This window comes from Saccharothrix saharensis, assembly GCF_006716745.1.
GTDB lineage: Bacteria > Actinomycetota > Actinomycetes > Mycobacteriales > Pseudonocardiaceae > Actinosynnema > Actinosynnema saharense.
On sequence record NZ_VFPP01000001.1, the window covers coordinates 1,611,009 to 1,632,569 of the forward strand.

At 72.3% G+C, this 21,561-nt stretch carries 18 protein-coding genes and 1 pseudogene; 13 read left to right on the plus strand and 6 right to left on the minus strand.

Annotation, left to right across the window (positions count from 1 at the left end; all coding sequences use genetic code 11):
• Nucleotides 1-904: 904 nt before the first annotated feature.
• The 8 genes and pseudogenes from FHX81_RS42955 to FHX81_RS06425 all read left to right on the plus strand — a co-directional run.
• Nucleotides 905-1,018, plus strand: a pseudogene (locus tag FHX81_RS42955) (WD40 repeat domain-containing protein); the annotation flags it as partial.
• A gap of 12 nt (nt 1,019-1,030) precedes the next feature.
• Nucleotides 1,031-2,779 (plus strand): WD40 repeat domain-containing protein, encoded by a 1,749-nt coding sequence (locus FHX81_RS06395; RefSeq protein WP_246107660.1) that lies wholly within the window; start codon nt 1,031-1,033, stop codon nt 2,777-2,779.
• Complete coding sequence (locus FHX81_RS06400) at nt 2,776-3,411, plus strand: GTP cyclohydrolase II (protein WP_170231849.1); 636 nt, start codon at nt 2,776-2,778, stop codon at nt 3,409-3,411. The genes FHX81_RS06395 and FHX81_RS06400 overlap by 4 nt, the downstream gene beginning before the upstream one ends.
• 100 nt (nt 3,412-3,511) lie before the next feature.
• Nucleotides 3,512-4,252: an ABC transporter ATP-binding protein gene (locus FHX81_RS06405; RefSeq protein ID WP_141975982.1), complete on the plus strand. Its 741-nt coding sequence runs from the start codon at nt 3,512-3,514 to the stop codon at nt 4,250-4,252.
• Nucleotides 4,249-5,070 (plus strand): ABC transporter permease, encoded by an 822-nt coding sequence (locus FHX81_RS06410; protein ID WP_141975984.1) that lies wholly within the window; start codon nt 4,249-4,251, stop codon nt 5,068-5,070. Before FHX81_RS06405 ends, FHX81_RS06410 begins: the two co-directional genes overlap by 4 nt.
• 37 nt (nt 5,071-5,107) lie before the next feature.
• On the plus strand, nt 5,108-5,533 hold the full coding sequence (locus FHX81_RS06415; protein ID WP_141975986.1) for a hypothetical protein: 426 nt from the start codon (nt 5,108-5,110) through the stop codon (nt 5,531-5,533).
• Nucleotides 5,530-7,566, plus strand: a complete 2,037-nt coding sequence (locus tag FHX81_RS06420; protein WP_141975988.1) for a glycosyltransferase family 2 protein — start codon at nt 5,530-5,532, stop codon at nt 7,564-7,566. Before FHX81_RS06415 ends, FHX81_RS06420 begins: the two co-directional genes overlap by 4 nt.
• Nucleotides 7,567-7,680: 114 nt before the next feature.
• Entirely contained in the window at nt 7,681-8,085 is a 405-nt protein-coding gene (locus FHX81_RS06425) for a VOC family protein (protein WP_170231956.1), read from the plus strand.
• A gap of 109 nt (nt 8,086-8,194) precedes the next feature.
• Here the strand turns inward: FHX81_RS06425 and FHX81_RS06430 are convergent, their stop codons facing one another.
• Together FHX81_RS06430 and FHX81_RS06435 are read right to left on the minus strand one after the other, a co-directional pair.
• Entirely contained in the window at nt 8,195-9,589 is a 1,395-nt protein-coding gene (locus FHX81_RS06430; RefSeq protein WP_141975993.1) for a hypothetical protein, read from the minus strand.
• Complete coding sequence (locus tag FHX81_RS06435; protein ID WP_141975995.1) at nt 9,589-10,449, minus strand: WXG100 family type VII secretion target; 861 nt, start codon at nt 10,447-10,449, stop codon at nt 9,589-9,591. Before FHX81_RS06435 ends, FHX81_RS06430 begins: the two co-directional genes overlap by 1 nt.
• Before the next feature lie 166 nt (nt 10,450-10,615).
• On the opposite strand from FHX81_RS06435, the gene FHX81_RS06440 reads away from it, so the two are divergent.
• On the plus strand, nt 10,616-11,494 hold the full coding sequence (locus tag FHX81_RS06440) for a class I SAM-dependent methyltransferase (protein WP_141975996.1): 879 nt from the start codon (nt 10,616-10,618) through the stop codon (nt 11,492-11,494).
• Here the strand turns inward: FHX81_RS06440 and FHX81_RS06445 are convergent.
• Nucleotides 11,394-11,834, minus strand: coding sequence for a DUF4267 domain-containing protein (locus tag FHX81_RS06445; RefSeq protein ID WP_141975997.1), 441 nt, complete (start codon nt 11,832-11,834; stop codon nt 11,394-11,396). The genes FHX81_RS06440 and FHX81_RS06445 overlap by 101 nt on opposite strands.
• 89 nt (nt 11,835-11,923) lie before the next feature.
• On the opposite strand from FHX81_RS06445, the gene FHX81_RS06450 reads away from it, so the two are divergent.
• Nucleotides 11,924-12,493 (plus strand): TetR/AcrR family transcriptional regulator, encoded by a 570-nt coding sequence (locus FHX81_RS06450; protein ID WP_141975999.1) that lies wholly within the window; start codon nt 11,924-11,926, stop codon nt 12,491-12,493.
• A 41-nt stretch (nt 12,494-12,534) separates the two neighbouring features.
• On the opposite strand, the gene FHX81_RS06455 is transcribed toward FHX81_RS06450, so the two are convergent.
• The 3 genes from FHX81_RS06455 to FHX81_RS06465 are packed head-to-tail and all read right to left on the minus strand — an operon-like array spanning nt 12,535 to nt 14,817.
• The gene (locus FHX81_RS06455; protein WP_141976001.1) at nt 12,535-13,710 is read right to left on the minus strand and encodes an FAD-dependent oxidoreductase; all 1,176 of its coding nucleotides are present in this window, start codon (nt 13,708-13,710) and stop codon (nt 12,535-12,537) included.
• Nucleotides 13,707-14,288: a PadR family transcriptional regulator gene (locus FHX81_RS06460; RefSeq protein WP_141976003.1), complete on the minus strand. Its 582-nt coding sequence runs from the start codon at nt 14,286-14,288 to the stop codon at nt 13,707-13,709. Before FHX81_RS06460 ends, FHX81_RS06455 begins: the two co-directional genes overlap by 4 nt.
• Before the next feature lie 37 nt (nt 14,289-14,325).
• Entirely contained in the window at nt 14,326-14,817 is a 492-nt protein-coding gene (locus tag FHX81_RS06465; protein WP_141976005.1) for a GNAT family N-acetyltransferase, read from the minus strand.
• A gap of 150 nt (nt 14,818-14,967) precedes the next feature.
• Between FHX81_RS06465 and FHX81_RS06470 the strand changes: the two genes are divergently transcribed.
• From FHX81_RS06470 to FHX81_RS06480, 3 genes are all read left to right on the plus strand, one after another.
• On the plus strand, nt 14,968-15,540 hold the full coding sequence (locus tag FHX81_RS06470) for a snapalysin family zinc-dependent metalloprotease (protein WP_141976007.1): 573 nt from the start codon (nt 14,968-14,970) through the stop codon (nt 15,538-15,540).
• Nucleotides 15,541-15,641: 101 nt separating this feature from the next.
• A complete protein-coding gene (locus FHX81_RS06475) occupies nt 15,642-16,040 on the plus strand; it encodes a DUF6191 domain-containing protein (RefSeq protein WP_246107661.1) in 399 nt (132 codons plus the stop codon).
• Between the two features lie 178 nt (nt 16,041-16,218).
• A complete protein-coding gene (locus FHX81_RS06480) occupies nt 16,219-21,561 on the plus strand; it encodes an XRE family transcriptional regulator (protein ID WP_141976009.1) in 5,343 nt (1,780 codons plus the stop codon).

A 21,561-nucleotide genomic window follows, 5' to 3' on the forward strand; every position in this document is an offset into this window, starting at 1 on the left:
GCCCGATCCGGATCGCCATTCCGACTCTTCGCACGCGATCGTTCGATGCCGGGACTCGCGTGCTCGCGTTCCGTTGATGTCAATCAACCCGCCCGCGCGCATCCGTCCGTTTCCCCACCGCGGATCACGCCGGGCGTCAACTCCCCCCTCGGCCGCCCCCCTTCGCGACCTGTTCGTGACGATAACGTTTCATTCGCAGGATGTAAAGCAGTACCACCCCCTGGTGGCCGGTTCGCCCTTCCGAACACCCGTCAATCTGCGAAGTCACAGCACCGAAGTCACCTGTAAGCGCTAACCAGGCGCGGTCGCGTGGAATCCCGGGAAGACCTGGGCAGTGGTTGCCGAACCACCACCGTCAGCCAGTCTGACCTGCGCAGAGGTTATCGCGACCGCAATAGCAATGACACTGCCCGGATCGGAATCGCCAAGATCACGTAGAATATCCGATCAAGAACCCCCGCATCGGGCCGGAACACGCCGGACGGGTTGCCCGGTGCGCGCGACATCGTGTTCAATGCAATGGATCACGACATTCGAGATACGCCTCGCGACCGATCTGCACGTCGACCCGCAGCGCCTGCACGTTGCCCGTCGAACTCGGGGGATCACCATGCGAAGAACGTCGACCGGGACTCATCCCGGAACCGTCGATCGCCCGGCGCCGCATCGGGACCGGACTCGCTGACCGCCATTACGCCATTCCTGTCGCACGGGCCGGTCGCGCCGCGCCGGGACGATTCAACGAGATCGGTCGCGCCCGAAGCCGATATCTCCGCGGCTCGACGGTGAGGCGTCCGGTCGAACACGCGTGCGCTGCGCCGCGGTGCACCTCCGACCATGCCGTCGACGTGCCGTGGCAACAAGTAGAACGCCCTGGTCGAACCTGCCGAACGGAGGCTTGCCCGTGCGAGCTGTTCACCTCAGTTCCGATCGCCTTCAGCACGCCGCTCCCATCACCCACGTCGCGTTCCGGCCCGACGGTCGACGGCTCGCGACATCGTCCTACGACGGCACGGTCCTCGTGTGGGACGTGGAGGGGCGAAGCCGGCCGACGCCGGTGGCCAGGCTCCACCACCGCAGACTGGTCAACGCCTCGGCGTGGAACCCGCGCGACCCGGAGATCCTCGCGACCGCCTCGGCCGACAAGACGGTCGCCGTCTGGCGGATCGGCGCGGACGGCGCGGTGGGGACGATCTCGACGCTCGCCCGGCACACCGACGACATCAACTCGGTGGCGTGGCTGCCCGACGGTGAGCGGCTCATCTGCGTCTCCGAGGACGGCCGGGCGACGATGTGGGACGGCCTCACCGGGCGCTTCCTGGCCTCGGTGGCGTCGCACGCGGCGCACTGCATGATGGTGTCGGCGAACTCGAAGGGGCAGGTGGCCACCGTCGGCGAGGACGGCATGGTGGCCGTCTTCTCGCCTGACGACGACACGCGGCGCGCGACGAAGCTCTACGAGTCGTCGGTGGAGGGGTGCGAGTGGTCACCCGACGGCGACACCCTGGCCGTCGCCCGGGATGACGGGCACGTCGACCTGTTGACGGCCGCGCTGGACGTCGTTGTGTCGGCGGAGGTGTCCAGCTCCGCGGTGCGCAGCGTCGCGTGGATCGACGACGAGACCTTCGTCGCCGGCGCCTACGACGGCGCACTGCACTTCATCGACCGATCCGGCGCCGTTATCGGCAGGCACTCGGACGACCGGGCATGGCCGCGCTCGGTCGGGGCGGCCCGCGGTGTCGTCGCGGTCGGCAGCTTCTGGTCCACGCCACACCTGCTCGACGCGCGGACCCGCGAGCCGGCGCACCCGCCCTCCGAGCCGACGCACGGCCCGAACGCGATCGCGGTGCACGGCCAGGACGTGTTCGTCGGATGCGACTCCGGGCTCGTGGTGCGGTTGCCGGTGGCCGTGATCCGCCGAGGGGACGACGTCGACCCCGGTGCGGTCGAAGTCCTCTCGACCGGCGGCAGCCCGGTGCTCTCCCTGGCGTACCGCGACACCGGCCTGTTCGCCGGCACCTACTCGGGAGAAGTGCTCCACTTCGCCGACGGCGACTCGCGGCGGATCGGCGTCGGGGCTCCCGTCCCCTCGCTCGTGGCCCACGGCTCCGGTGTCCTGGCGGGCACCTACAACGGTGAGCTGGTCCACGTCGGCGGCGGGCCGCACCTGGTCGAGCTGTCGAGGGTGGAGGGCCACGGCGGGTCGGTCAAGTCCCTGGCGACCTTCGCCGACGGCGACATCGTCTCCGGGGCGACCGACCGGACCGTGGCGATCGGGGACCACGAGCGGCGCGGACCGCTGTGGGAGCACGGCAACCTGGTCAACTCGGTGGCGACGCTGGACCACTGGGTCGCCAGCGCGTCCCGCGACCACACCGTCAAGGCCGGCCGGGTGACCCGCGACCCGCGGGGGCAGTGGGTCGCCTCCGACATCCGCACGTTCCTCGGACCCGACGAGTCCGTCAAGGCCGTCGCACTGATCGGCGACCCGGCCGCACCGGTGGTGCTCGGCGGTTCCTACGACTTCAAGGTCTACGCCTGGCACGTGGCCGCCCACGGCGCCGCGGAGGACCGGCTGTCCGGTCGGGTGGTGTTCGACTTCGACCAGGCGGTCTCGTGCATGGCTCGCGTGGACGAGCGGCGAGCCCTCGTGGCCGGGTGGGATGGCCGCCTCGTCCTGGTCGAGGCCTCGCCGGACGGTCGGGTCGCGGTGGTCGGGGAGCTCTCGCTGCCAAAGCTGATCGTCGCGTCGACCCGCGGTGCGGCGGTGCGGTCGTGACCGCCGCCCGCCGGGTGACCGTCCGCAGCCGCGTCCCCGTGCCGCTGGCCCGGTTGAGCAACCGGTCCACCGAGCTGATCAGCTTCCGGGAGCTCCGCGACGGCGCCGAGCACCTGGCGCTGCTGGTCGACCCCCACCCCGGGGTGCCGCTGGTCCGGCTGCACAGCGAGTGCCTGACCGGCGACGTCTTCGGCTCGCTGCGCTGCGACTGCGGACCGCAGCTGGACGAAGCCCTCGATCGGCTCCGGTTCGAAGGTGGCGTGCTGCTCTACCTGCGTCAGGAGGGGCGCGGGATCGGCCTGTACAACAAGCTCGACGCCTACCTGATCCAGGACGAGCACATCGACACCTTCACGGCGAACGAGCTCCTCGGCCGTCGTGCCGACGAACGCAGGTACGACGTCGCCGCGGACATGCTGGAGGCGCTCGGCATACGCCGGATCCGACTGCTGACCAACAACCCGGACAAGATCGAGCAGCTGCGTCACGCCGGGATCGACGTGGTGGCCGTCGAGCCGACCGGCGCCTACGTCAACCCGCACAACGAGGAGTACCTCGGTGCGAAGCGCGCTATCGCCGGACACCAGATCGACACGGTGCGATCGCCGCAACGGCAGCCGCCACACGTGTGACCGACCGTCGTGCCGCGACCGGGCCGGCGACACCGGCTGACCGCCGCGCCGACCGGTCGCGGCACGTTCCGCCACCCGCCCCGCTAGGAGGTCTTCACCCATGGTTCCGGTGCTCGTGGCCCACGGGCTGGTCAAGAGCTATCGCCGACGGCGGATAGTCGACCGGGTCGACCTCGCGGTGGAACCGGGTGAGCGGGTCGCCATCCTCGGCCCCAACGGCGCGGGCAAGACGACCACGCTGCTGATGTGCCTCGGCGTGGTCCGGCCGGACGCCGGCACGGTCTCGATCGCGGGGCACACCCTGCCGCACAAGCGGGCGGCGGCCCGGGCGAACGTCGGGTTCGCCGCCGGCTACCTGCCGATGCCCGACCGGATCCGGGTACGCGAGTACCTCACCTTCCACGGTCGGCTCCACGGCTTGGACGACATGGCCGAGCGGTCGACGGCCGCCCTCCGGCGCTTCGGCGTCGAACACCTGGCGAGCGCGATGGCCACGGAGCTGTCGTCCGGGCAGAAGACGCTCGTCGGCATCGTCAAGGCGACGCTGCACGCGCCGCCGTTGCTGGTGCTGGACGAGCCGACCGCGTCGCTGGACCCCGACGTGGCCAACCGCGTGCGGACCGGTCTGGCCGAGATCTGCGGCCCGGGCGGCTCCGCACTGTTGTTGACGAGCCACAACACGACCGAGGTCGAGCGGCTCGCGGACCGGGTCGTCTTCCTCTCCGGCGGGCGCGTCGTGGCCAACGACGCGCCGGCACGGGTGGCGGCACAGTTCGGGAGCGACAACCTGGAGGACGTCTTCCTGCGGCTCGCCGGATCCCCGGTCGGGACCGATCGATGACCGCCACCGAGCCGGCGACCGGGGCGCGGGCCTGCCTGGCCCGGACCGCCGCGGTGAGCTACCGGCACTTCCTCGTCCTGCGCCGCAGTCCGCACAGGTTCTTCGACATCACGGTGCTGCCGTTCGTCGACTCGTTGCTGTTCGGGTCGCTCGGGACGTTCATCGCCAGGGAAGGCGGAGCCGGCCGGACCACCGCCGCGTACCTGCTGGCCGGGATCGTGCTGTGGCACATCCTCTACCAAGCGCAGATCGCCGTCTCCACCGGCTTCCTGGACGAGGTCTCCTCCCGGAACCTGCTGAGCGTGATGGTCACCCCGATCCGGGAAGCGGAGTACCTCGCCGGCATCGCGCTCGTCGGCCTGGCCAAGCTGGTGCTGGCGGTGGCCGGGGTCTCCGCGGCCGCCTTCCTGCTCTACGCGTTCGACGTGACGACGCTCGGCCTCGGCCTGATACCGATCGCCGCGGTGCTCGTCGTCGCGGGCTGGGCCCTCGGCTTGTTCGTCATCGGGCTGGTCCTGCGCTTCGGCTCGGGCGCGGAGGCGTTCGCGTGGGGGATCATGTTCTTGATCATGCCGCTGTCCGGCGTGTTCTACTCCAGGCAGTCCCTACCGGGATTCCTGCAACCGGTCAGCGCCGCGTTGCCGACCACGCACGCGTTCGCGGCCGGGCGGAGCCTGCTGTCGGACAACGCGTTCCCCTGGCACGACTTCCGGCTCGCGGCGATCACGACCGCTCTGCTCGCCGCGCTCGCCGTCGCGTTCGTGGCGAGGGCGTTCACCATCTTCCTCCGGCGCGGCTACATCACGCGCCACATGTGAGTGCCGGCGTCACAGGCGGCCGAAAGGAGCATCACGGGTGAGTGACAGGGTGGCGGAACAGCTCCCCTACCGGGGCACCGCGTTCTACGACGACCACGCCGTCCGCGACTTCGTGGGCGATCCTGCGGGCTTGTCCGCGCTCGAACCCGGCCGCGGTGACGGCCGGTACGCGCGTGAGCTCCTCCCGAACCACGCGCGGGTCGACGGCCCGCCCGGCGCGGCGACCCGGCAGGTCGGCGGGTACTCCGACGGGGGACCCCGGAACCGCCGGTCGCTCGGCGCCGAGGTCGTGAAGCGCCACCGCACGGTCGAGCGGTACGTCTTCGTGCCGTCCGCAGCCGGGTCCACCCTGTCCGGGTTCTCGGCGGGACGCCCCCGGCAAGGCGACTTCGACCCGCACGAGCGACACCGGGCGATGCGCGACGTCCCGTTCTCCCCGACCGTCCGCGGGGCCGCGCGGTGAGCCGGGAGGACGCGGCGGCGCGGGGGACACCGCGCACCGCCAAGGTCTCCGTGCTCATGCCGACGTACCGCCAGGCGCACTTCCTCCCCCGCGCGGTCGGCAGCCTCCTCGACCAGACCTTCCGGGACTGGGAGCTGATCGTGGTCGACGACGGCTCGACCGACGACACCGCGGACGTGATCGCGCGGTGGGACGACCCGCGCATCAAGTACCACCGCCTCGTCCGCAACGAAGGGCTCGGGTACGCGCTCGGGTACGCGCTGCGGGCCGCCGTCGGCACCTACGTGGCCTACCTCCCCTCGGACGACCACTACGACCCGCACCACCTGGCGAACGCCGTGGCGGTGCTGGACCGCGAGCCGGACTGCTACGCCGCCTACGGCGGCCTGAGGTGGTGGACCACCACCGACGCGAGCAAGCCGTTCCGGGTGCGCGTCACGTCGGCGTCGCTGCGCGGCGACGACGTCGTCGGGGCCGAGGAGCGGGTGTTGCTCGACCTCCCCGAACCGCTCCCGTCCGATGACGTCCGCAACGGCAATGTCTTCGCGCTGGTCCAGGTCGTCCACCGGCGGGACCACGAAGCGGCGGTCCGCTGGCCCACCAGGTCCGAGGTGGTCTCCGACGGACTCGAACGGGACCACTGGCGCGAGCTCGCCCGGCGCGGCGCCCTTTTCCGGTACACGGGCGAGGTCTCGTGCGAGTGGGGCGACCACCCCGACCAGCGCCACAAGATTATCGGCGGTCGTGGCGCGGTGCACCCGACGGACCCGACCGGCCGCGGCTACGGGCTGGCCCGGTACCGGCAGTTCTACGGCATCGAACCCGGCCGGCCGCTCAACTGGCGCGCCGGCTTCTGGGGGTTGCCGCACGACCAGGGGGAGCGGTACGGCCCGCTGCGCGCCACCGGGGCAGGACGCTCGGCGGTGTCGGCGGACGAACCGCTGCGGATCCTCGTCGTGGGCGAGCTCGGGTTCAACCCGGAGCGGATCCTCGCCTTCGTCGAGGCCGGGCACTCGGTGCGCGGCTCGTGGATCACCCGCACGCAGGCGTGGCAGACCGTGGGTCCACTGCCGTTCCCCGGCGTCGAGGACATCCCGTTCGACGGTGACTGGACGCGCCGCGTCCGGGAGTACGCGCCGCACTTCATCTACGCGCTGCTGAACTGGCAGGCCCTGTCCACCATCGGTCGCGTGCTCGACGAGGTGCCCGACATCCCGATGGTCTTCCACTTCAAGGAAGGCCCCCACCTCGCGGCCGAGATGGGGTTGTGGCCGGTGATGGTGAAGGTACTGCGGCACAGCGCGGGCGTGATCTTCATCAACCAGGAGTGCCGGGAGTTCTTCGAGCGCAGCACCAAGGGGTGCGTCGACGGCGACCGCGTGCTGATCCTCGACGGCGACCTGCCCAAGGCGAACTGGATGACGGACGACTGGTCGCCGAAGCTGTCCGCCCTGGACGGCGAGCCGCACACGGTCTGCGTCGGGCGGATCCGGGTGGAGAGCAGGAGCTTCCTGGAGCCGATGCCGGTGCTGGAGAAGGCCGGTGTGCACGTGCACGTGTACGGCGAGACCTACCAGAAGTGGAGTCAGGACTGGATCGAGACCGGTCGCGGCAGCCGGTTCCTGCACCTGCACCCCACTGTGGAGCCGGCGAACTGGGTTCGGGAGCTGTCCCGGTACGACGCCGCTTGGCCCCACATCCACGAGAGCTCCAACCAAGGCGACCTCCGCCGCGCGCATTGGGACGACCTCAACCTGCCGGCGAGGCTGGGCACGTACGCGGTTGCCGGCCTGCCCTGGATGGTGCGGGACAACAGCGGTCACCGGGTCGCCGTGCAGAGCCTCGCGGAACGCCACGGGCTCGGCGTCGTCTTCAACGACATCGACGACCTCGCGGAGCGCCTGCGGGACACGACGGCGATGGCGGGGCTGACCGATCGCGCTCGCGCCGCCCGACCGGAGTTCAGCTTCGACGACCAGCTACCCGTGCTCCTCGCCTTCTGCCGGAGGGTGGTAGAAATGGGCCCGAGGTGATCGCTCGCGGCGGCATCTCGCCGCGGAACGCCGTGCCGCGCCCGACTCGGCGTGTGGGCGCATCGTGCCGGTCAGCGGTGTCCGCCGCACGACCGGGGAGGCAGCCGCATGCCGATGACCCTGCGTTTCGAGGTCTTCCCGCAAGACCTGGACACGACGGTGAAGTTCTACACCGATGTGCTCGGGTTCACCGCGGAGCGGTATGAGCCGGACGGCCCGCACCCCTACGCGTCCCTCGTCCGCGACGAGGTCTGCGTCGGCGTGTCCCCGCGTCCCCAGGCCGTCCCGGCGGAGCACCGCCGACCTCCGGTCGGCGTGGAACTCGTGTTCGAGGTCGACGACGTCGAGGTCGAAGCCCGACGCATCGAGACCTCCGGGTGGCCGATCGAGGAGGAGCTCCAGCACCGGCCGTGGGGGCTGCGGGACTTCCGGATCTGCGACCCCAACGGGTACTACGTCCGGATCACGGAACGGACCCCGGGCGGTGGGTCCGCGCCGTCGACGGGGGGAGCGCGGTGACGCCCGTCCCCGGGATGGCGGGCGGCTCGTGCGCGGGCACGGCGACCTGATCGTGGTGCGCAGCCCGGCCCCCGGCCGCGGGTAGCGGCACGGGGACCGGTGCTCGCGGCTACCGCCCCTGGAGCTGCTTCTCCTTGGCGAAGAACTCCTTGATGAGGTTGTCGCGGACCTGGTCGCCGTTGGCCGCGTACGGCCCGCCGGGACCGGTGAGCTGGTCGATCTGCTGGAACAGGACCAGGCTCTGGTCCCGCATCGCGGGGTTCATCGTGAGCTGCTGGCCGTTGACCGTCACCGGGTTGCCCTGGATGTAGTCGCGCAGGCCGTTCCAGTCGGTGTGCGCGACCGTGCCCGGCGGCAGCTGGTAGCTCATCCGCGGCGGGTTGTTGTTCGCGCCGTGATGGGCGTTCTCGTTGATGAGCACGTTCTGGTACTCCAGCAACGTGTTCTGGGCGTTGTGGTGCGTGAAGCCGTGCTCGTTCTGCCGGGCGTGCCCGACCTCGTGCATCAACGTCGCGTTGTCGTTGTGCTTGTCGTCGAGCATGAGGAGGTTGCTGTCGCCGTTGTAGGCACCGCCGCCCTGCATGTCGAGGGCGTCGGCCGCCGGGGTGCCCGCGAACTCGGGGTCGGCCATGAGGTCCGGCGGGTAGCCCATCATCTCGCCCAGCGTCATGCCCTGCTGCTCGGGGGTGAGGCCGTGGCGGTTGCCCGGCGGCAGGTCCATGACCGGCGTGTCCAGCGTGTACGGGCGGCCGTCCGGCCGGTTGCCGGTGGGCACGATGACGGCGCCGACGTCGTTGTTCACCCCGAGCTGCTGGCGGATGTCGCCGATGCGGTCGCCGATCGGTCGGGTGTCCGGGCTCGGCATCGGCGTCGGGTTCGGCGGTGGCGGCATCGGGCCGTCGCCGGTCACCTCGGGCGGCGGCGGCACGGTGTCGCCCTGGTTCGTGGTGTCGCCCTGGTTGGTCCCGCCCTGGTTGCCGCCCTGGTTGCCGCCGCCCTGGTTGCCGCCGGGCGGGCCCTGGTAGACGTCGTTGTCCCGGCCGATGCCGCCGAGGTTGTCGGCGATGTCGGTGTCGGTGGTGCGCATCGTCTCGGCGGAGTCGCGGACCTTCTGCGCGGCGTTGGCGGCGGCGTCCGCGGCGGCCTTGGTCGTGTCCGCGCCCTGGGTGATCGTGGTGTTCAGCGGTGAGGCGATCATGCTGCCGAACGCGCCGTACGCCTCGGGCGTCGCCTGGTGCGAGCCCAGGTTCTGACCGGTCGTGGTCAGGCCGTGGCCGACGTTGTCCAGGTTCTGCGCCGCCCAGTCCAGGTTGTCCAGGCTCATCGCGCTGCCGTTGTCGCTGATCTGGTAGAAGTCCGAGAACGGGTTCTGCGGCGACGGCGGCGGGCTGACCTCGTAGCGGTCGCTGAACGGGTTGCTGGTCGTGCTCGTGGTGCTGCCCGGGCTGCCGGGCGGCGAGTCCCCGGAGGACGAGGAGCCGCCACTCCCTCCGTGGCGGGCCATCAGACGGCCGCCTTCGTCGGGTCGCCGGCCTGCGGCGCGCCGTTGCCCTTGTCGCCGTAGAAGTCGCCGTACCCGCCGCCCGCCTTGACGCCCTCGTGCACGATGCCGCCCGCGTCGCCGAACCGGGAGAAGTTCTGCCCCAGCGTGCCCATGGACCCGCCGAGCTTGCCCAGCCGCGCGGCCTGCCTGCCCAGCGCGGCGATCAGCTTGGCGATCCGGGCGCCGATCTGCACCGCCAGCGCGGTGGCGGCGCCGACCGCGTAGCCGATGAACCCGACGATCGACGCGCCCAGCGTGAACACCGCCGCGGCGGCCGCGATCAGCGCGCCCTTGACGAGTTGGGCGAGCAGGCCCGCGATCAGGTCGCGCACGATGTCGCGCAGGATGATGATCAGCGTGCCGGTCACCGCCGTGACGCGGGCCGTGCCGTCCACCACCTCGGCCAGCGAGTCCAGCTCGCCACCGAGCCGGTCCATGCTCTGCTTGAACGCCTCGCCCGCCTTGCCCTCCCAGCCGGTGAACTGGGCCATGGCCTTCTTGTGCACCTCGGCCTGGTCGCGGATCGCCTTGGCGTCGGCCTTCACCTGCTCGATGTGCGCCTGGATGGCCTCGCGGTCGCCCATCAGCATGTCCAGCGGCTCGCGCAGGAAGCTGACGTGCTCGATCAACCACCCGATCCCGGCCGCGAGCAGCGTGCCGATCGGGTCCACCACCAGCGCCACGGTGGAGGCGACCACGTCGATCGCGCCGAACGTGATGTCCAGGACGCGCTCGGTCTCGCTCTGCGCGTCGCCCTCGATCGTCTTGACGAAGCTCGCGTAGCTCTCGAAGATCCCGGCCCCGGTCCACTGGTCGGTCATCGCCACCGCCCCCGCCCGGCCGCGTTGCCGCCGTGCCCTCGCGTTACCACGGAAATCTCTCCCCCTGCTCGGATGCGTCCGGGTGCCAGTGGACCGCGGCACGCCAACTCCCGGCCAACGTCCGGCCAACTCCGGGTGGCCACCGGCGTTTTGGGATGCTCGTGACGTGACGAACCACATCGACGAAGCCCTGCGAGCACTGGCGGACGGCGACACCGGCGCGGCCGGGGAGGCGCTGCGCGGCGGGACCACGCCGTTGGCGGCGGCGTTGGCGGAGCACCTGGCGGCGGCGCGGGACGGGTCGGTGTACGACCAACCCGCGGCGTTCGAGGCGTTCATCGACGGCGGCGGGAACGTGGGGCTGTACCGGGCGGTCACCGAGGCGTTGGGGCGGGTCTACGCCGACGCCGGGCCGTCGACCCTGCTCGACATCGGCTGCGGTGACGGGCGGGCGCTGCGGCCGGCGCTGGCCTCGGCGCACGCGCCCGCCTCGGTGACGCTGGTCGAGCCGTCCACGGCGTTGCTGAACGCGGCGGTGCGCGCGTTGGCCGGGTACGACGTGGACGCCCGGCACACCAGGGTGGAGCTGTTCGCGGCGGCGCTGCCCGCGGACGCGGTGTTCGACGTGGCGCAGTCGACGTTCGCGCTGCACACGCTGCCGCACGAGGTGCGCGACACCGTGCTGGCCGACCTGGTGGCGCACGTCGGTGTGCTCGCCGTGGTCGAGTTCGACGTGCCGGACCTGCCTCACGCGAGCCCCGAGCACCGCCGGTTCCTGGCCGAGGCCTACGAGCGCGGCCTGGCCGAGTACGACGCCGACCGGGACCTCGTGGCTCAGGGTTTCCTGATGCCCGTGCTGACCGGGCAGCTCGTGCCGGGCGCGACGCGGGCCACGTGGGAGCAGCCCGCGTCGCGGTGGGCGGAGCAGGTCGAGCGGGCCGGGTTCACCGATGTGCGGGTGACGCGACTGCACGACTACTGGTGGTCTCCGGCGTTCCTGCTGACCGCTTCCGGGTCTCCCACAGCAGCGACGCGGCCACGATGAGCACGAGCACGGCCGCCGAGCCGTGCACGGCCAGCGCGTAGGCCACCGTGCCGCCGTTGGTGACCACGGCGACGCAGTCGCCGATGGGGATGACCGCGTCGGCCAGCACCACCCAGCCGAGGGCGCGGCGGTGTCCCAGCAGCAGGAGGACCAGCGCGGTGAGCCCGTACGCGATGTCGCGGACGCCCTTGACCACGAAGTAGCCGTTGCCCTCGGGCCACGGGTCGATGCCGAACCCCGCCGCCGCGCCCTGCCCGTCGAGCAGGAAGCCGAGGCCGAAGTAGAAGCCGGCGAGGACGACGAGCACGGCGAGACCCGTGTTGACGCGCTGGTGGATCATGTCCGACTCCCGGGTGCTAGCAGTGCTAGGTACGCGAGCAACACTAGTTCTAGTCGCGCTCGAATGTCTAGCACTGCTAGCATCACGCCGTGTCCGTCCAGGAGCGCCGTGAGCGCGACCGCGCCGAACGTCACCGGCTGATCGTCGACGCGGCCCGCGAGCTGGCCGAGGCGGAGGGGTGGGACGCGGTCACCACCCGCCGCCTGGCCGAACGGGTCGAGTACAGCCAGCCGGTGCTCTACAGCCACTTCAAGGGCAAGGACGCGATCGTGCGGGCCGTGGCCGTGCAGGGGTGCGCGGACCTGGCCGAGCTCCTGCGCGCCGCGCGCACCGCCCACCGCTCACCGAAGTCGGCGCTGCGCGCGGTGGCGGTGGCCTACCTCGACTTCGCCGCCACCCGGCCCGCGCTCTACGACGCGATGTTCGTCCGGGAAGTCGACCTGGCGTTCGGCACGGCGGACTCGCCGCCGGAGCTGGTCGCCGCGTTCCACGAGTTCGTGGCCGTCGTCGAGCCCCTGGCCGGCAACGACGACGTGGAGACGCTCACCGAAGTCCTCTGGAGCGCGCTGCACGGCCAAGCCACCCTCAACCAGGGCCGACGCCTGCGCCCCAGCCACCACCGCGCCCGCGTCGACCTGCTGCTGAGCCGGTTCTCCTGACGCGGCACGGCGGGGACCGCCGGCCGAGACGGCGGCGGCGGTCAGGCGTGGCTGAGGGTGTCGTCCCACTCGATCCGGTGGTCGAACTGCCAGGTGAACCGGGACGGGTCGGCGAACTTGAACGCCAGCGGCAGCAGGGTGTCGCGCAGGAGGCGGCCGACGGGGCCGGCGGCCTTGTCCCGGTTGGTGCGGGCGGCCTGGGCGATGATCCGTTCGACCCGGTCCCGCCGCAGCTCCTCGTACGCCCGGAACGCCTCGTCGTGCGGCAGGTCGCGCAGGCAGCGCGCCAGTTGCACGGCGCTCTCGAACGCCAGCGACGCGCCCTGGCCGGAGCTCGGCGACGTGGCGTGGGCGGCGTCCCCGACGAGCACCAGCCGGCCCCGGCTCCACCGCGGCACGCTCGGGACGTCCTCCAGCGCGCCCGTCACCACCAGGTCGGCCGGGTCGGTGGCGTCGACCAGCCGCACGGCGGGCGTGCGGTCGGGGGTGAACGCGGCGCGCAGCACGGCCAGCCACTCCTCGGGGCCGGTGGCACGGGCCTGCACCGTGGTCAGCGGGGTCCGCCGGGGCAGGTTGGCGAACCAGCCGCCGGAACCGTCGGCGTGGACCTGGTAGCCGAAGAACGCGCGCTTGCCCGAGACCAGCCGCATCGCGCCGCCGGTCGACGGCTCGCCGGTGCGCGCGAGCCGCGCGCCGAAGCCGAGCAGACCGGCGTACCGCGGGCCCGGCGCGTCCGGGTCGATGATCCGCCGCACGGTCGAGCGGATGCCGTCCGCGCCGACGAGCAGGTCCGCGTCGGCCCGCGAGCCGTCGGCGAACCGCGCGGTGACGCCCGCGCCGTGCTCCACGACGTCGACCAGGTCCTGGCCGTGCTCGACGGTGATGCCGCGCCGGACCGCTTCCTCGCGCAGCACGCGGTGCAGGTCGGCGCGCCACACCAGCAGCTGCGGCGGTTCGCCGCCGAACCGGCCGAGCGTGCGGCCGGTCCAGCTCTGCAGCTCCATCGCGGTCATCGGCGTGCCGATCCCCCGCACCGCGTCGGCCAGGCCGACGACCTCCAACGCCTGCAGGCCGTTCGGCGCGATGCTCAGCGCACCGCCCGAGCCGTCGGCCCTCCGGTCGTACCGCTCGTGCACGCTCGCGTCAATGCCCGCCTTGCGCAACGCCATCGCCGCGACGGGCCCGCCGATGCCGCCGCCGATCACGATCGCCCTCATCGTCCCCCCTCGTGGAAGCCCGCCCACAGCGGGCGCCAGTCGTCGATCCGCTCCAGGAAGCGCCGGACGAACGCCACCTCGGCGTTCAGCAGCGCGATCCGGTACTCCTCCTCGACCAGGAACAACGGGTGCGCGTCGGCGCCCGCGAGGATCGCCTCGGCCTCGTCCAGCCGCCCGCGCAGCCCGGCCAGCCGGTCGCGCAGGAGGGCGACGACCTCGTCCGGGTGCAGCGCCGCGATCATGGACAGGGCCGCGACGAAGTGCGGGTGCTCGTGCCGGGGTTCGGCGACGAGCTCGCGCATCCAGTCCTTCAGCTCCGCCCGCCCGGCGTCCGTCAACGCGTAGACCGTCCGCTCCGGCCGCTGCCCCTCGCGGGACGTCTCGTGCTCCACGATGAACCCGGCCTTCGCGAGCTGCCCGAACACCATGTAGAGCGAGCCGTGGGTGAACTTGATGCTGCGGTCGTCGCCGTGCGCGCGCATGAGCCGGCTCAGCTCGTAGGGGTGCATGGGTCGGCGCACGAGATAGCCGAGCACCGCCAACCCGAGCAGGTTGCCGACCTTCCGCTTGGACTTCACCGCGACCTCCTAGTCAACTCTGACTATTCACCAACGACTAGTCGGAGTCAACTACGGCCGGGCGGCGCATGCACACCAAGTCCGGACGGTCGTCCCAAGGGTCGGCGCGGGTGAAGCCGAGGCGTTCGTAGAGGCCGATGGCGTCCCGCCGCCAGTGCCACACCGACAACCGCACGGAGTCCGCACCCACGTCGACGGCATGGTCGAGCACCGCGCCGACCAGCGCCCTCGCCGCTCCCCTGCCCCGGCAGGCCGGGTCCACCCACAGCCGTTTGACCTCCAGCGAACCGTCGGCCGACGCGGATGCCACCACGCAGCCGACCGCCGAACCGCCCGTCTCGGCCACCCACACGGCGTCGGCGGCGAACGCGGCCCGCGGGTCGAGCACCTCGGCGCGGTAGCGCGGCGGCAGTTCTTCGGCGGCGGACACCGCGACGCCCTTCTCGGCCTCGGTCCGCAGGTGGTAGGCGAGCAGCAGGGGTTCGAGTGGCTGGTCACGCCACCGCGACGCGGTGATATCGGTCGTCATGGCCGCAGCGTCACACGGCCGACGGACCCGAGCACAATCGCACAACCCTACGTATGGGGCTGGTGACGAACGGCTACGTGCTGGTTCGTTGGGTGGTGGGAGCCTCCCCTGTCACACGGCTCCCGATCCCTGTACCCCAAGGAGACCACCATGCTCGTACGAAAGGCCGTCGGCGTCCTGGCCGGCGTGCTGGGCCTGATGCTGCCGCTGGTCGCGGTGGCCGCGCCGAGCGCGTCGGCCGAGCCGCAGGCCCTGGTGCGCACCCTGTACTACGACGTGAGCCAGGCGCAGGAGTTCGTGGCGGACTGGGACCGCGCCGCGACGAACTGGAACAACTCGGTGTCCAACGTCAAGCTGGCCCGCCGCACCTCCACGTCGGGTGTCAACATCCGGATCCTGGCCGACAACGGCTGGCCCCGGGCCTACGTGAGCTCGCTCGGCAACGGCACCGTCTACATGGGACGCCAGGCCGTGCAGCAGGGCTACCACCGGCCGCGGATCTCGACCCACGAGATCGGGCACATCCTCGGCCTGCCGGACCGGCGGACCGGCCTGTGCGCCGACCTGATGTCGGGCTCCAGCGCGCCCGTGTCCTGCCGGAACGAGCTGCCGAACGCCGCCGAGCGCGCCGAGGTGGAGCGCCGGTTCGCCGGTTCGCTCGCCGCGGTGGACGTGCGCGCGGCGGGCTACACCGGCGGCCGGACGGAGTGCTTCGTCTACTGATCGGCGTGACCGCGCCTCGTGGGGCCGTCCCCCGGCCCCACGAGGCACCGGAAAGCACGAGGAACCCGGAACCCCGGCGCCGCCCCGCTCGTTCGGGTGGCGTGGACGCGGTGGAGACGGTGTTGGCGTGGAGCATCCCCGGCGGGACGCTGTCCGTGGTCGGGGTGGCGGTGTTCGAGCTGCTGCGCCAACGGCGGCGCAAGCGCAAGGGCACCCCGTTGGCCACGACGACCGTCGACGAGATCACCGCCATGTTCTACGGCTCCAAGCGCAGGGAACTCGATCACCGCGACTCGGTGGCCGTGCTGCGCGAGGAGGAACCCCAGAGCGCCCCTCCGCTGCGCCTCGACCTGGACGACGGCGTGGTGCGCCTACCCCGATCCGACGCTGCCCGCCTGCACCACACCTCCCGCGGTCCCGGCCACGACGTTCACGGTGATCGGCGGCGCGCACGTGCGGAGCGCACGCCACAGCAGCACGAGCAGGACCGCCTGCCCTGACAGGATCGCGCACCCGGCGAACCACATGATTGCGGTGATCGACGGCCCGTTCGCCATGTCGTCCCCTTTCCACCCGTCCGGTGATCCCGGTTGCCGCTAGCGTGGGGCGACCGGTGGGCGTCCCGACAGCGGAGGGACGTTCCCGGGACATCGCCGGGGACACGCCGAGGGGTGACGAGTGGAGCCGTCCGCGCCGGAACGAGCCTTCGCCGCCGAGGTCGAGCGCCACCGCGCCGCCGCCCGCGTCACGCAGGACTGGGTCGCGCAGCGCGTCGGCCTGTCCCGCGCCAAGGTCTCCGAGGTGTGCGGTGGTCGCTACCTGCCGAGCCGGCAGGCGCTGGACGCGCTGATCACCGCGCTGGCCCTGGACCGGGAACGCGCGGTGGCGCTGTGGAAGGCCGCGTGGGAGGCGCGCGAGCACCGGCGCCGGACCGAGCGGGCGAACCGGCGGGAACCCCCGGACGACTGGTCGTCCTTGCCCGTCCTGCCGGCCGAGGTGCGGTCCCTGCTGCGGGCGCAGGAGGTCGCCGCCCGCGACCTGCCGTACCGGTTGCCCGGCGCGCGCAAGCCGTCGTTGGACACCGTGTACGTCCGCCAGGACCTGGGCACCGGCACCGAGGAGGCCCACGACGAGCAGCCGCGCACGGAACCGGAGCTGGACGAGCGCGGGCTGCTGCGCGAACGGGCCGCGCCCAAGCCGCGGTTGACCGTCCGGCCGCCCGCCCGCACGGTGCAGCAGGCGTTGGACGACGACGAGCACGTCCTGGTCACCGGCGGCCCGGGACAGGGCAAGTCGACGCTCTCGCTGCGCCTGGCGGGCGAGATCGCCGCGCGGTGGTCCGGTGGCGACGCCCCGCCGCCGCTGGCCGAGCCGGTGGTGCCGCTGCGGCTCACGGCGCGCGAGCTGGCCACCCGCCTCGACCTGCCGTTCCCGAAGGCGCTGGTGGAGAGCATCGCCGCCGACTACGGCTCGTTGCTGTGGGCGGAGGTCGGCCCGGCGCAGGTGGCGGAACGGGTGGCCGGCTGCCGGTGGCTGCTGCTGGTCGACGGCCTGGACGAGGTCGCCGACCCGGCCGACCAGAGCCGCCTGCTGCACGTGCTGGAGGGGTGCGCCGCGCCGGGCTCCCCGTACCGGGTCGTGGTGACCACCAGGCCCATCGAGGGCTCGATCCTCGCCCCGCTCCAACGCGCGTCCGCCGCCCGGTACGAGCTGCAACCGTTCGACGAGGAGGCGTTGCGCCGCTTCGCGGACAACTGGTTCGACGGCAGCCCCGGCGCGGCCGACCGGTTCGTCCGCCAACTCCGGGCCGCGCACCTGGACGAGCTGGTGCGCGTTCCCCTGCTGGCGACCATCGCGGCGATCATCTTCGAGCAGTACGGCGACCGGCCGTTGCCGGACAACCAGTACGAGCTGTACGAGGCCTACCTGGGCTACCTGCTCACCGCCCACCCGGCCGCTCCGGGCCCGTTCGACCACCTGCGCGAGGACCTGCTCCAACACCTGGGCCGCGTGCGCCTGCGCACCGACACGTCCCTGATGGCGGCCGCCCGCGCCTGGGTCTCCGCACGCGTGCCCGTCCGGGTCGGGTGGACCGACGAGCTGACCACGTTCCTCACCGCCGCGGGACCGCTCGTCCAGCGCGGCGACGACCTGCGCTTCCTGCACCACAGCTTCGCCGAGCACCTGGCCGCCACCGCCGGGGCCCGCGAGCTGCCCGCCGCGTTCGCCGACGGGCACCCCGACTTCAAGTCGTTGCTGCACACGGCGTTGCAGGGCGAGCAGGGCCGTCATGCGCGTGCCGTGCTGCTGCACTACACGCGCCTGCACCCCGACCAGGCCGATCACGCGGTGCGGTGGCTGCACGCGGGCGGCGCGAGCCACCACGTCCTGGCGGCGAAGCTGCTCGCCCAGCACCTGCCGGCCGGTCCGGCGGTCGTGGACGACTTCCTGGCCACCACCAGGGCGTGGGCGATGACGACGGAGTACCTGGGCGCGGAGGTGCTGCGCCACGCGAGCCGTGCCGCCCACCACCCCGCGCTGGTCCCGTGGCTGCTCGACCTGCTGCGTGACGACCGCGCGCCGTGGCGGTCCCGGATCGAGGCGGCGACCGCCCTGGCCACCCGCCTGCGCACGGCGGACGCACCGGAAGCCGTCACCCTGCTCCGGGCCGTCACCGACGACACGACCATCGCGGTGGCCGACCGACTTTCCGCCGCCGAGGCGTTGTCGCTGTGCGGGAGTGCCGAGCGCGACGCGGCCGAACGCGGCCTGCGGGCCGTGCTGACCGACCGCAACGCCGAGATGTCCGACTGCCGCGCCGCCGCCGTGGTGTTGGCCGGCCTCAGCTCCGAGGGCCGCGCCTTCGCCACAAAGGCCCTGCTGGACTACCTGGACGACCCGCTCATGCCGAACGGCGACCTGGTCGAGATCGCGACCGGCCTGGTGGAGATCGGCGTCGAGTTCCACGAGAGGTGCGCCGAGGTCTTCCTGTCGGTGCTGCGCGACCCGGTCGACTCGATGACCGGCCGCCGTGACGCCGCCGTCGCTTTGGCCTCCCTGGGCCCCCACCGCCTCGACCAAGCCGCCGCCGCCCTGCTCGACCTGGCCGGAACGAGGAGGCTCTACCGCTACGAACGGGTCGCCGCGGCGACGGCGCTCGCCGAGCTGGGGCCCGAACACCGCACCACCGCCGCCGAGCACCTGCGGGTCATGATGGCGGAGCACGGTTTGGGGCACTCGGAACGGCGCACCATCCTCAACGCGATGCTGGAGCTGGGTGCGTGCGGCCACCACGAAGCCGCGAGCCACCTGCGCGCGACGTTCGAGGACTGCGACTCGGACGAGAACACGGCCTACTGGGCAGCTCAAACGCTCTCGGACCTCGGTCCGGAGTACCAGGACGAGGCGGCCCGGCTCCTGCTCCGCATCGCCGACGACCCGCTGGTGACCGGCATCGAACGCGAGGCGGCTCTCGGTCGGCTGGCCGAGTTCGGCGAACCGCACCGGACCGACGCGGTCAGCCGGTTGCGCCGCGACCTCGCCGACCCCGGCGTGGAACCGGGCCTCCGCATCGAAGCGGCCGGCCAGACGAGCCGCCTCGGGCCGGAGTTCCACGGCGAGGTGGTGGCGCACCTGCTCGACATCCTCGCCGGTGACCTCCGCGCCTCCGACGCCTCCCGTGCTTGGCGGTTGCTCGCCTCCCTCGACACCCGCACCACGGAGGCAGCGGCCCGGGCGCAGGTCGACCTCCTCGACCCCCGGCCGGGCGAAGAGGGGTATGGGATCTTCATCCACGAGCGGCCACCGGTGGCGGCGGCAACCCTGGACGAAGCCGCCGACAAACTGCTCCGCGCATTGGTGGACACCGCACTTCCGTGGCAGTTCCGGTATCAGGCGTGCTACCAGCTGGTGTCACTCCACCGCAGGTTCCACCTCCCTGTGTCGGAGGCGGTCATCGCGCTCTTCAACACCGACCCCGTGGACGCCGGGCGGTTGATCGGGCGCGACTTCGCGATGACCGCGCGGCAGGTACGGGCCAGGTTGGCGGACCACATCCACCACGTCATCGGGGCGAGCACGGACACCGATGCGGTCATCTCGGGAGCGGAGGCGCTGATTGCGCTCGGCCGCCACGACGCGTCGGCGGCGGCGTCGGTGCGCGCGGTGATGGTCGACCACGTCGTCCTCCCCTGGGATCGGATGTGGGCCGCGACCACCCTCGCCCGGCTCGATTCCCGCCACATCGGGGAAGCCGTTGACGTGGTGGCCGCGCTCGCCGCGCACACGCCATCTTCGAGTTGGAAGTTCCGGCTGCTCGAACTCGCCCGGTTGGGTGCCGACGTGTCCGCCCACGCCGTCATGCCGTCGAGCCTCGACCTCCGCAACGACTTGCGGCAGGCGGGCGCGGAACTGGTCCTCGACTTGCGCGGGGAACCCGATGAGCGAACCGTTGGCGCACTCCGGCGGATGGCAGCGGACGACCACCTCGCGTTCGCCCAGCGCGGCGACGCCCTCATGGCGCTGGCGCGGTTCGAACCCTCGACCGCCGACATCACCGGTGACCTGGAGTCGGTCGTGGACGACAGGGCCGCCCCCGTGCACGAACGTGGCCGGGCCGCGCACGACCTGGTCCGGCTCGACCGGTCCCGGTGGCACCGGTGCGTCACGACGCTGCGGCGGCTGCTCATCGAGCCGATGACGACGCTCGACGAGCAAGTCGTCCTGATCAGGAAGCTGAGCGACCTCGCCGCACTGCGCCAAGGTGAGATCGACAAGTTCGCCCTCGCGGTCGCGCACCACCCCGGTGCCGCCCCGTCCACCCGGCGGAACGCCCTGCACCGCGTCACCGATCCGGCGAAGGCCGCGATCCTCGAGGAGCTGGTCACGGACACCGCCGCACCGGTGGCCACCCGCCTCCCTTCCCACGTCGACCCGTCGCTGGCCGATGTGGTGAGCGCGTCCGCGCGTGACGTGCTGGCTTCGATCGAGTGGAAGCCTGCCGACCGCGTCACGGCGGCGGTCGCGCTGGCCGGCGCTTCGCACCGATCCGTGCCGGAAGTGGTCGACGCGTTGCTGAGCCTGGCCTCGCACCGCGGCACCCGGTTCCGCGCCTGGCGCGCTCTGGCCGACTGCGGCACGCCGCACCGGCGGGACGTGGTGACCGAGGCGCTCGACGTGGTCGGCGACGACGCTGAGCCCCTGCACGCCAGGATGCGGGCGGTCGAGTTGGTCGGCGACCTGGTGGGGGTACTACCGGCCGAGGCGGTGGAGTTCCTGCGTCGGGTGGCATCCGACGACCGGGCGTCCGCGCGGTGGCGGCTCGATGCGATGTTCCGGCTTCGGCACGTGGACGGGTTGGACGAGGTTCGAACCATGCGGGACGACGAGCGCGTTCCGGCCGCCATCCGCCGGCTCGCCGCCGCGGAGTTGGTCGACTACCGGCCGGAAGACCGCGCCAAGGGAGCCGAAGTGCTCCACAAGATCGCGGCTGACGCCGGTCGACGGCCGGCGTTGCGGTGTGCGGCGGCATCCGACCTGGTGCGGTTCGGCAAGCCTGGCCGGGAACGAGCGGCGGAGGTCGCGCACGCGATGGCCGTGGACGCCGGGCTGCCGGCGACCAGCCGGGTCCGAGCCGCCGAAGTGCTGGCGGACGCGGCGCGGAACAGGCGGCCGGAGGCGTTGGCGGTCCTGCGTGGGCTGTCCGCGACCGGGAACCCGACGCACCGGCTGCGCGCGTTGCGGGCGATGGCGGCCATCGCGCCGCTGGAGGCCACGCACGCGTTGCGCGCGATGACGCGGGACCGCGACCTTCCCCCGGTTGTGCGGTTGCGCAGCGCCGAAGCGCTCGTCGCCAACCACCGGGAGCACCGCGAACCGGCCGTGATCGCGGCGCGTGAGGTGGCGTTCGACGAGCGCTTGCCGGAGCACGTCAGGGTGCGCGCCGCGCGGGACCTCGCCCGGTGGAGCGAGGTGTTCCGCGACGACGCCCGAGAACTCCTGCACGCCCTGCCGGAGCGGTGA

What these genes read in the sequence shown, in the direction of transcription:
- FHX81_RS06465 (WP_141976005.1), bottom strand. Translation starts at nt 14,817, where the DNA reads ATGACGACCGATATCACCGCGTCGCGGTGGCGTGACCAGCCACTCGAA.
- FHX81_RS06430 (WP_141975993.1), bottom strand. Translation starts at nt 9,589, where the DNA reads ATGGCCCGCCACGGAGGGAGTGGCGGCTCCTCGTCCTCCGGGGACTCG.
- FHX81_RS06445 (WP_141975997.1), bottom strand. Translation starts at nt 11,834, where the DNA reads ATGATCCACCAGCGCGTCAACACGGGTCTCGCCGTGCTCGTCGTCCTC.
- FHX81_RS06455 (WP_141976001.1), bottom strand. Translation starts at nt 13,710, where the DNA reads ATGAGGGCGATCGTGATCGGCGGCGGCATCGGCGGGCCCGTCGCGGCG.
- FHX81_RS06435 (WP_141975995.1), bottom strand. Translation starts at nt 10,449, where the DNA reads ATGACCGACCAGTGGACCGGGGCCGGGATCTTCGAGAGCTACGCGAGC.
- FHX81_RS06410 (WP_141975984.1), top strand. Translation starts at nt 4,249, where the DNA reads ATGACCGCCACCGAGCCGGCGACCGGGGCGCGGGCCTGCCTGGCCCGG.
- FHX81_RS06405 (WP_141975982.1), top strand. Translation starts at nt 3,512, where the DNA reads ATGGTTCCGGTGCTCGTGGCCCACGGGCTGGTCAAGAGCTATCGCCGA.
- FHX81_RS06470 (WP_141976007.1), top strand. Translation starts at nt 14,968, where the DNA reads ATGCTCGTACGAAAGGCCGTCGGCGTCCTGGCCGGCGTGCTGGGCCTG.
- FHX81_RS06425 (WP_170231956.1), top strand. Translation starts at nt 7,681, where the DNA reads ATGACCCTGCGTTTCGAGGTCTTCCCGCAAGACCTGGACACGACGGTG.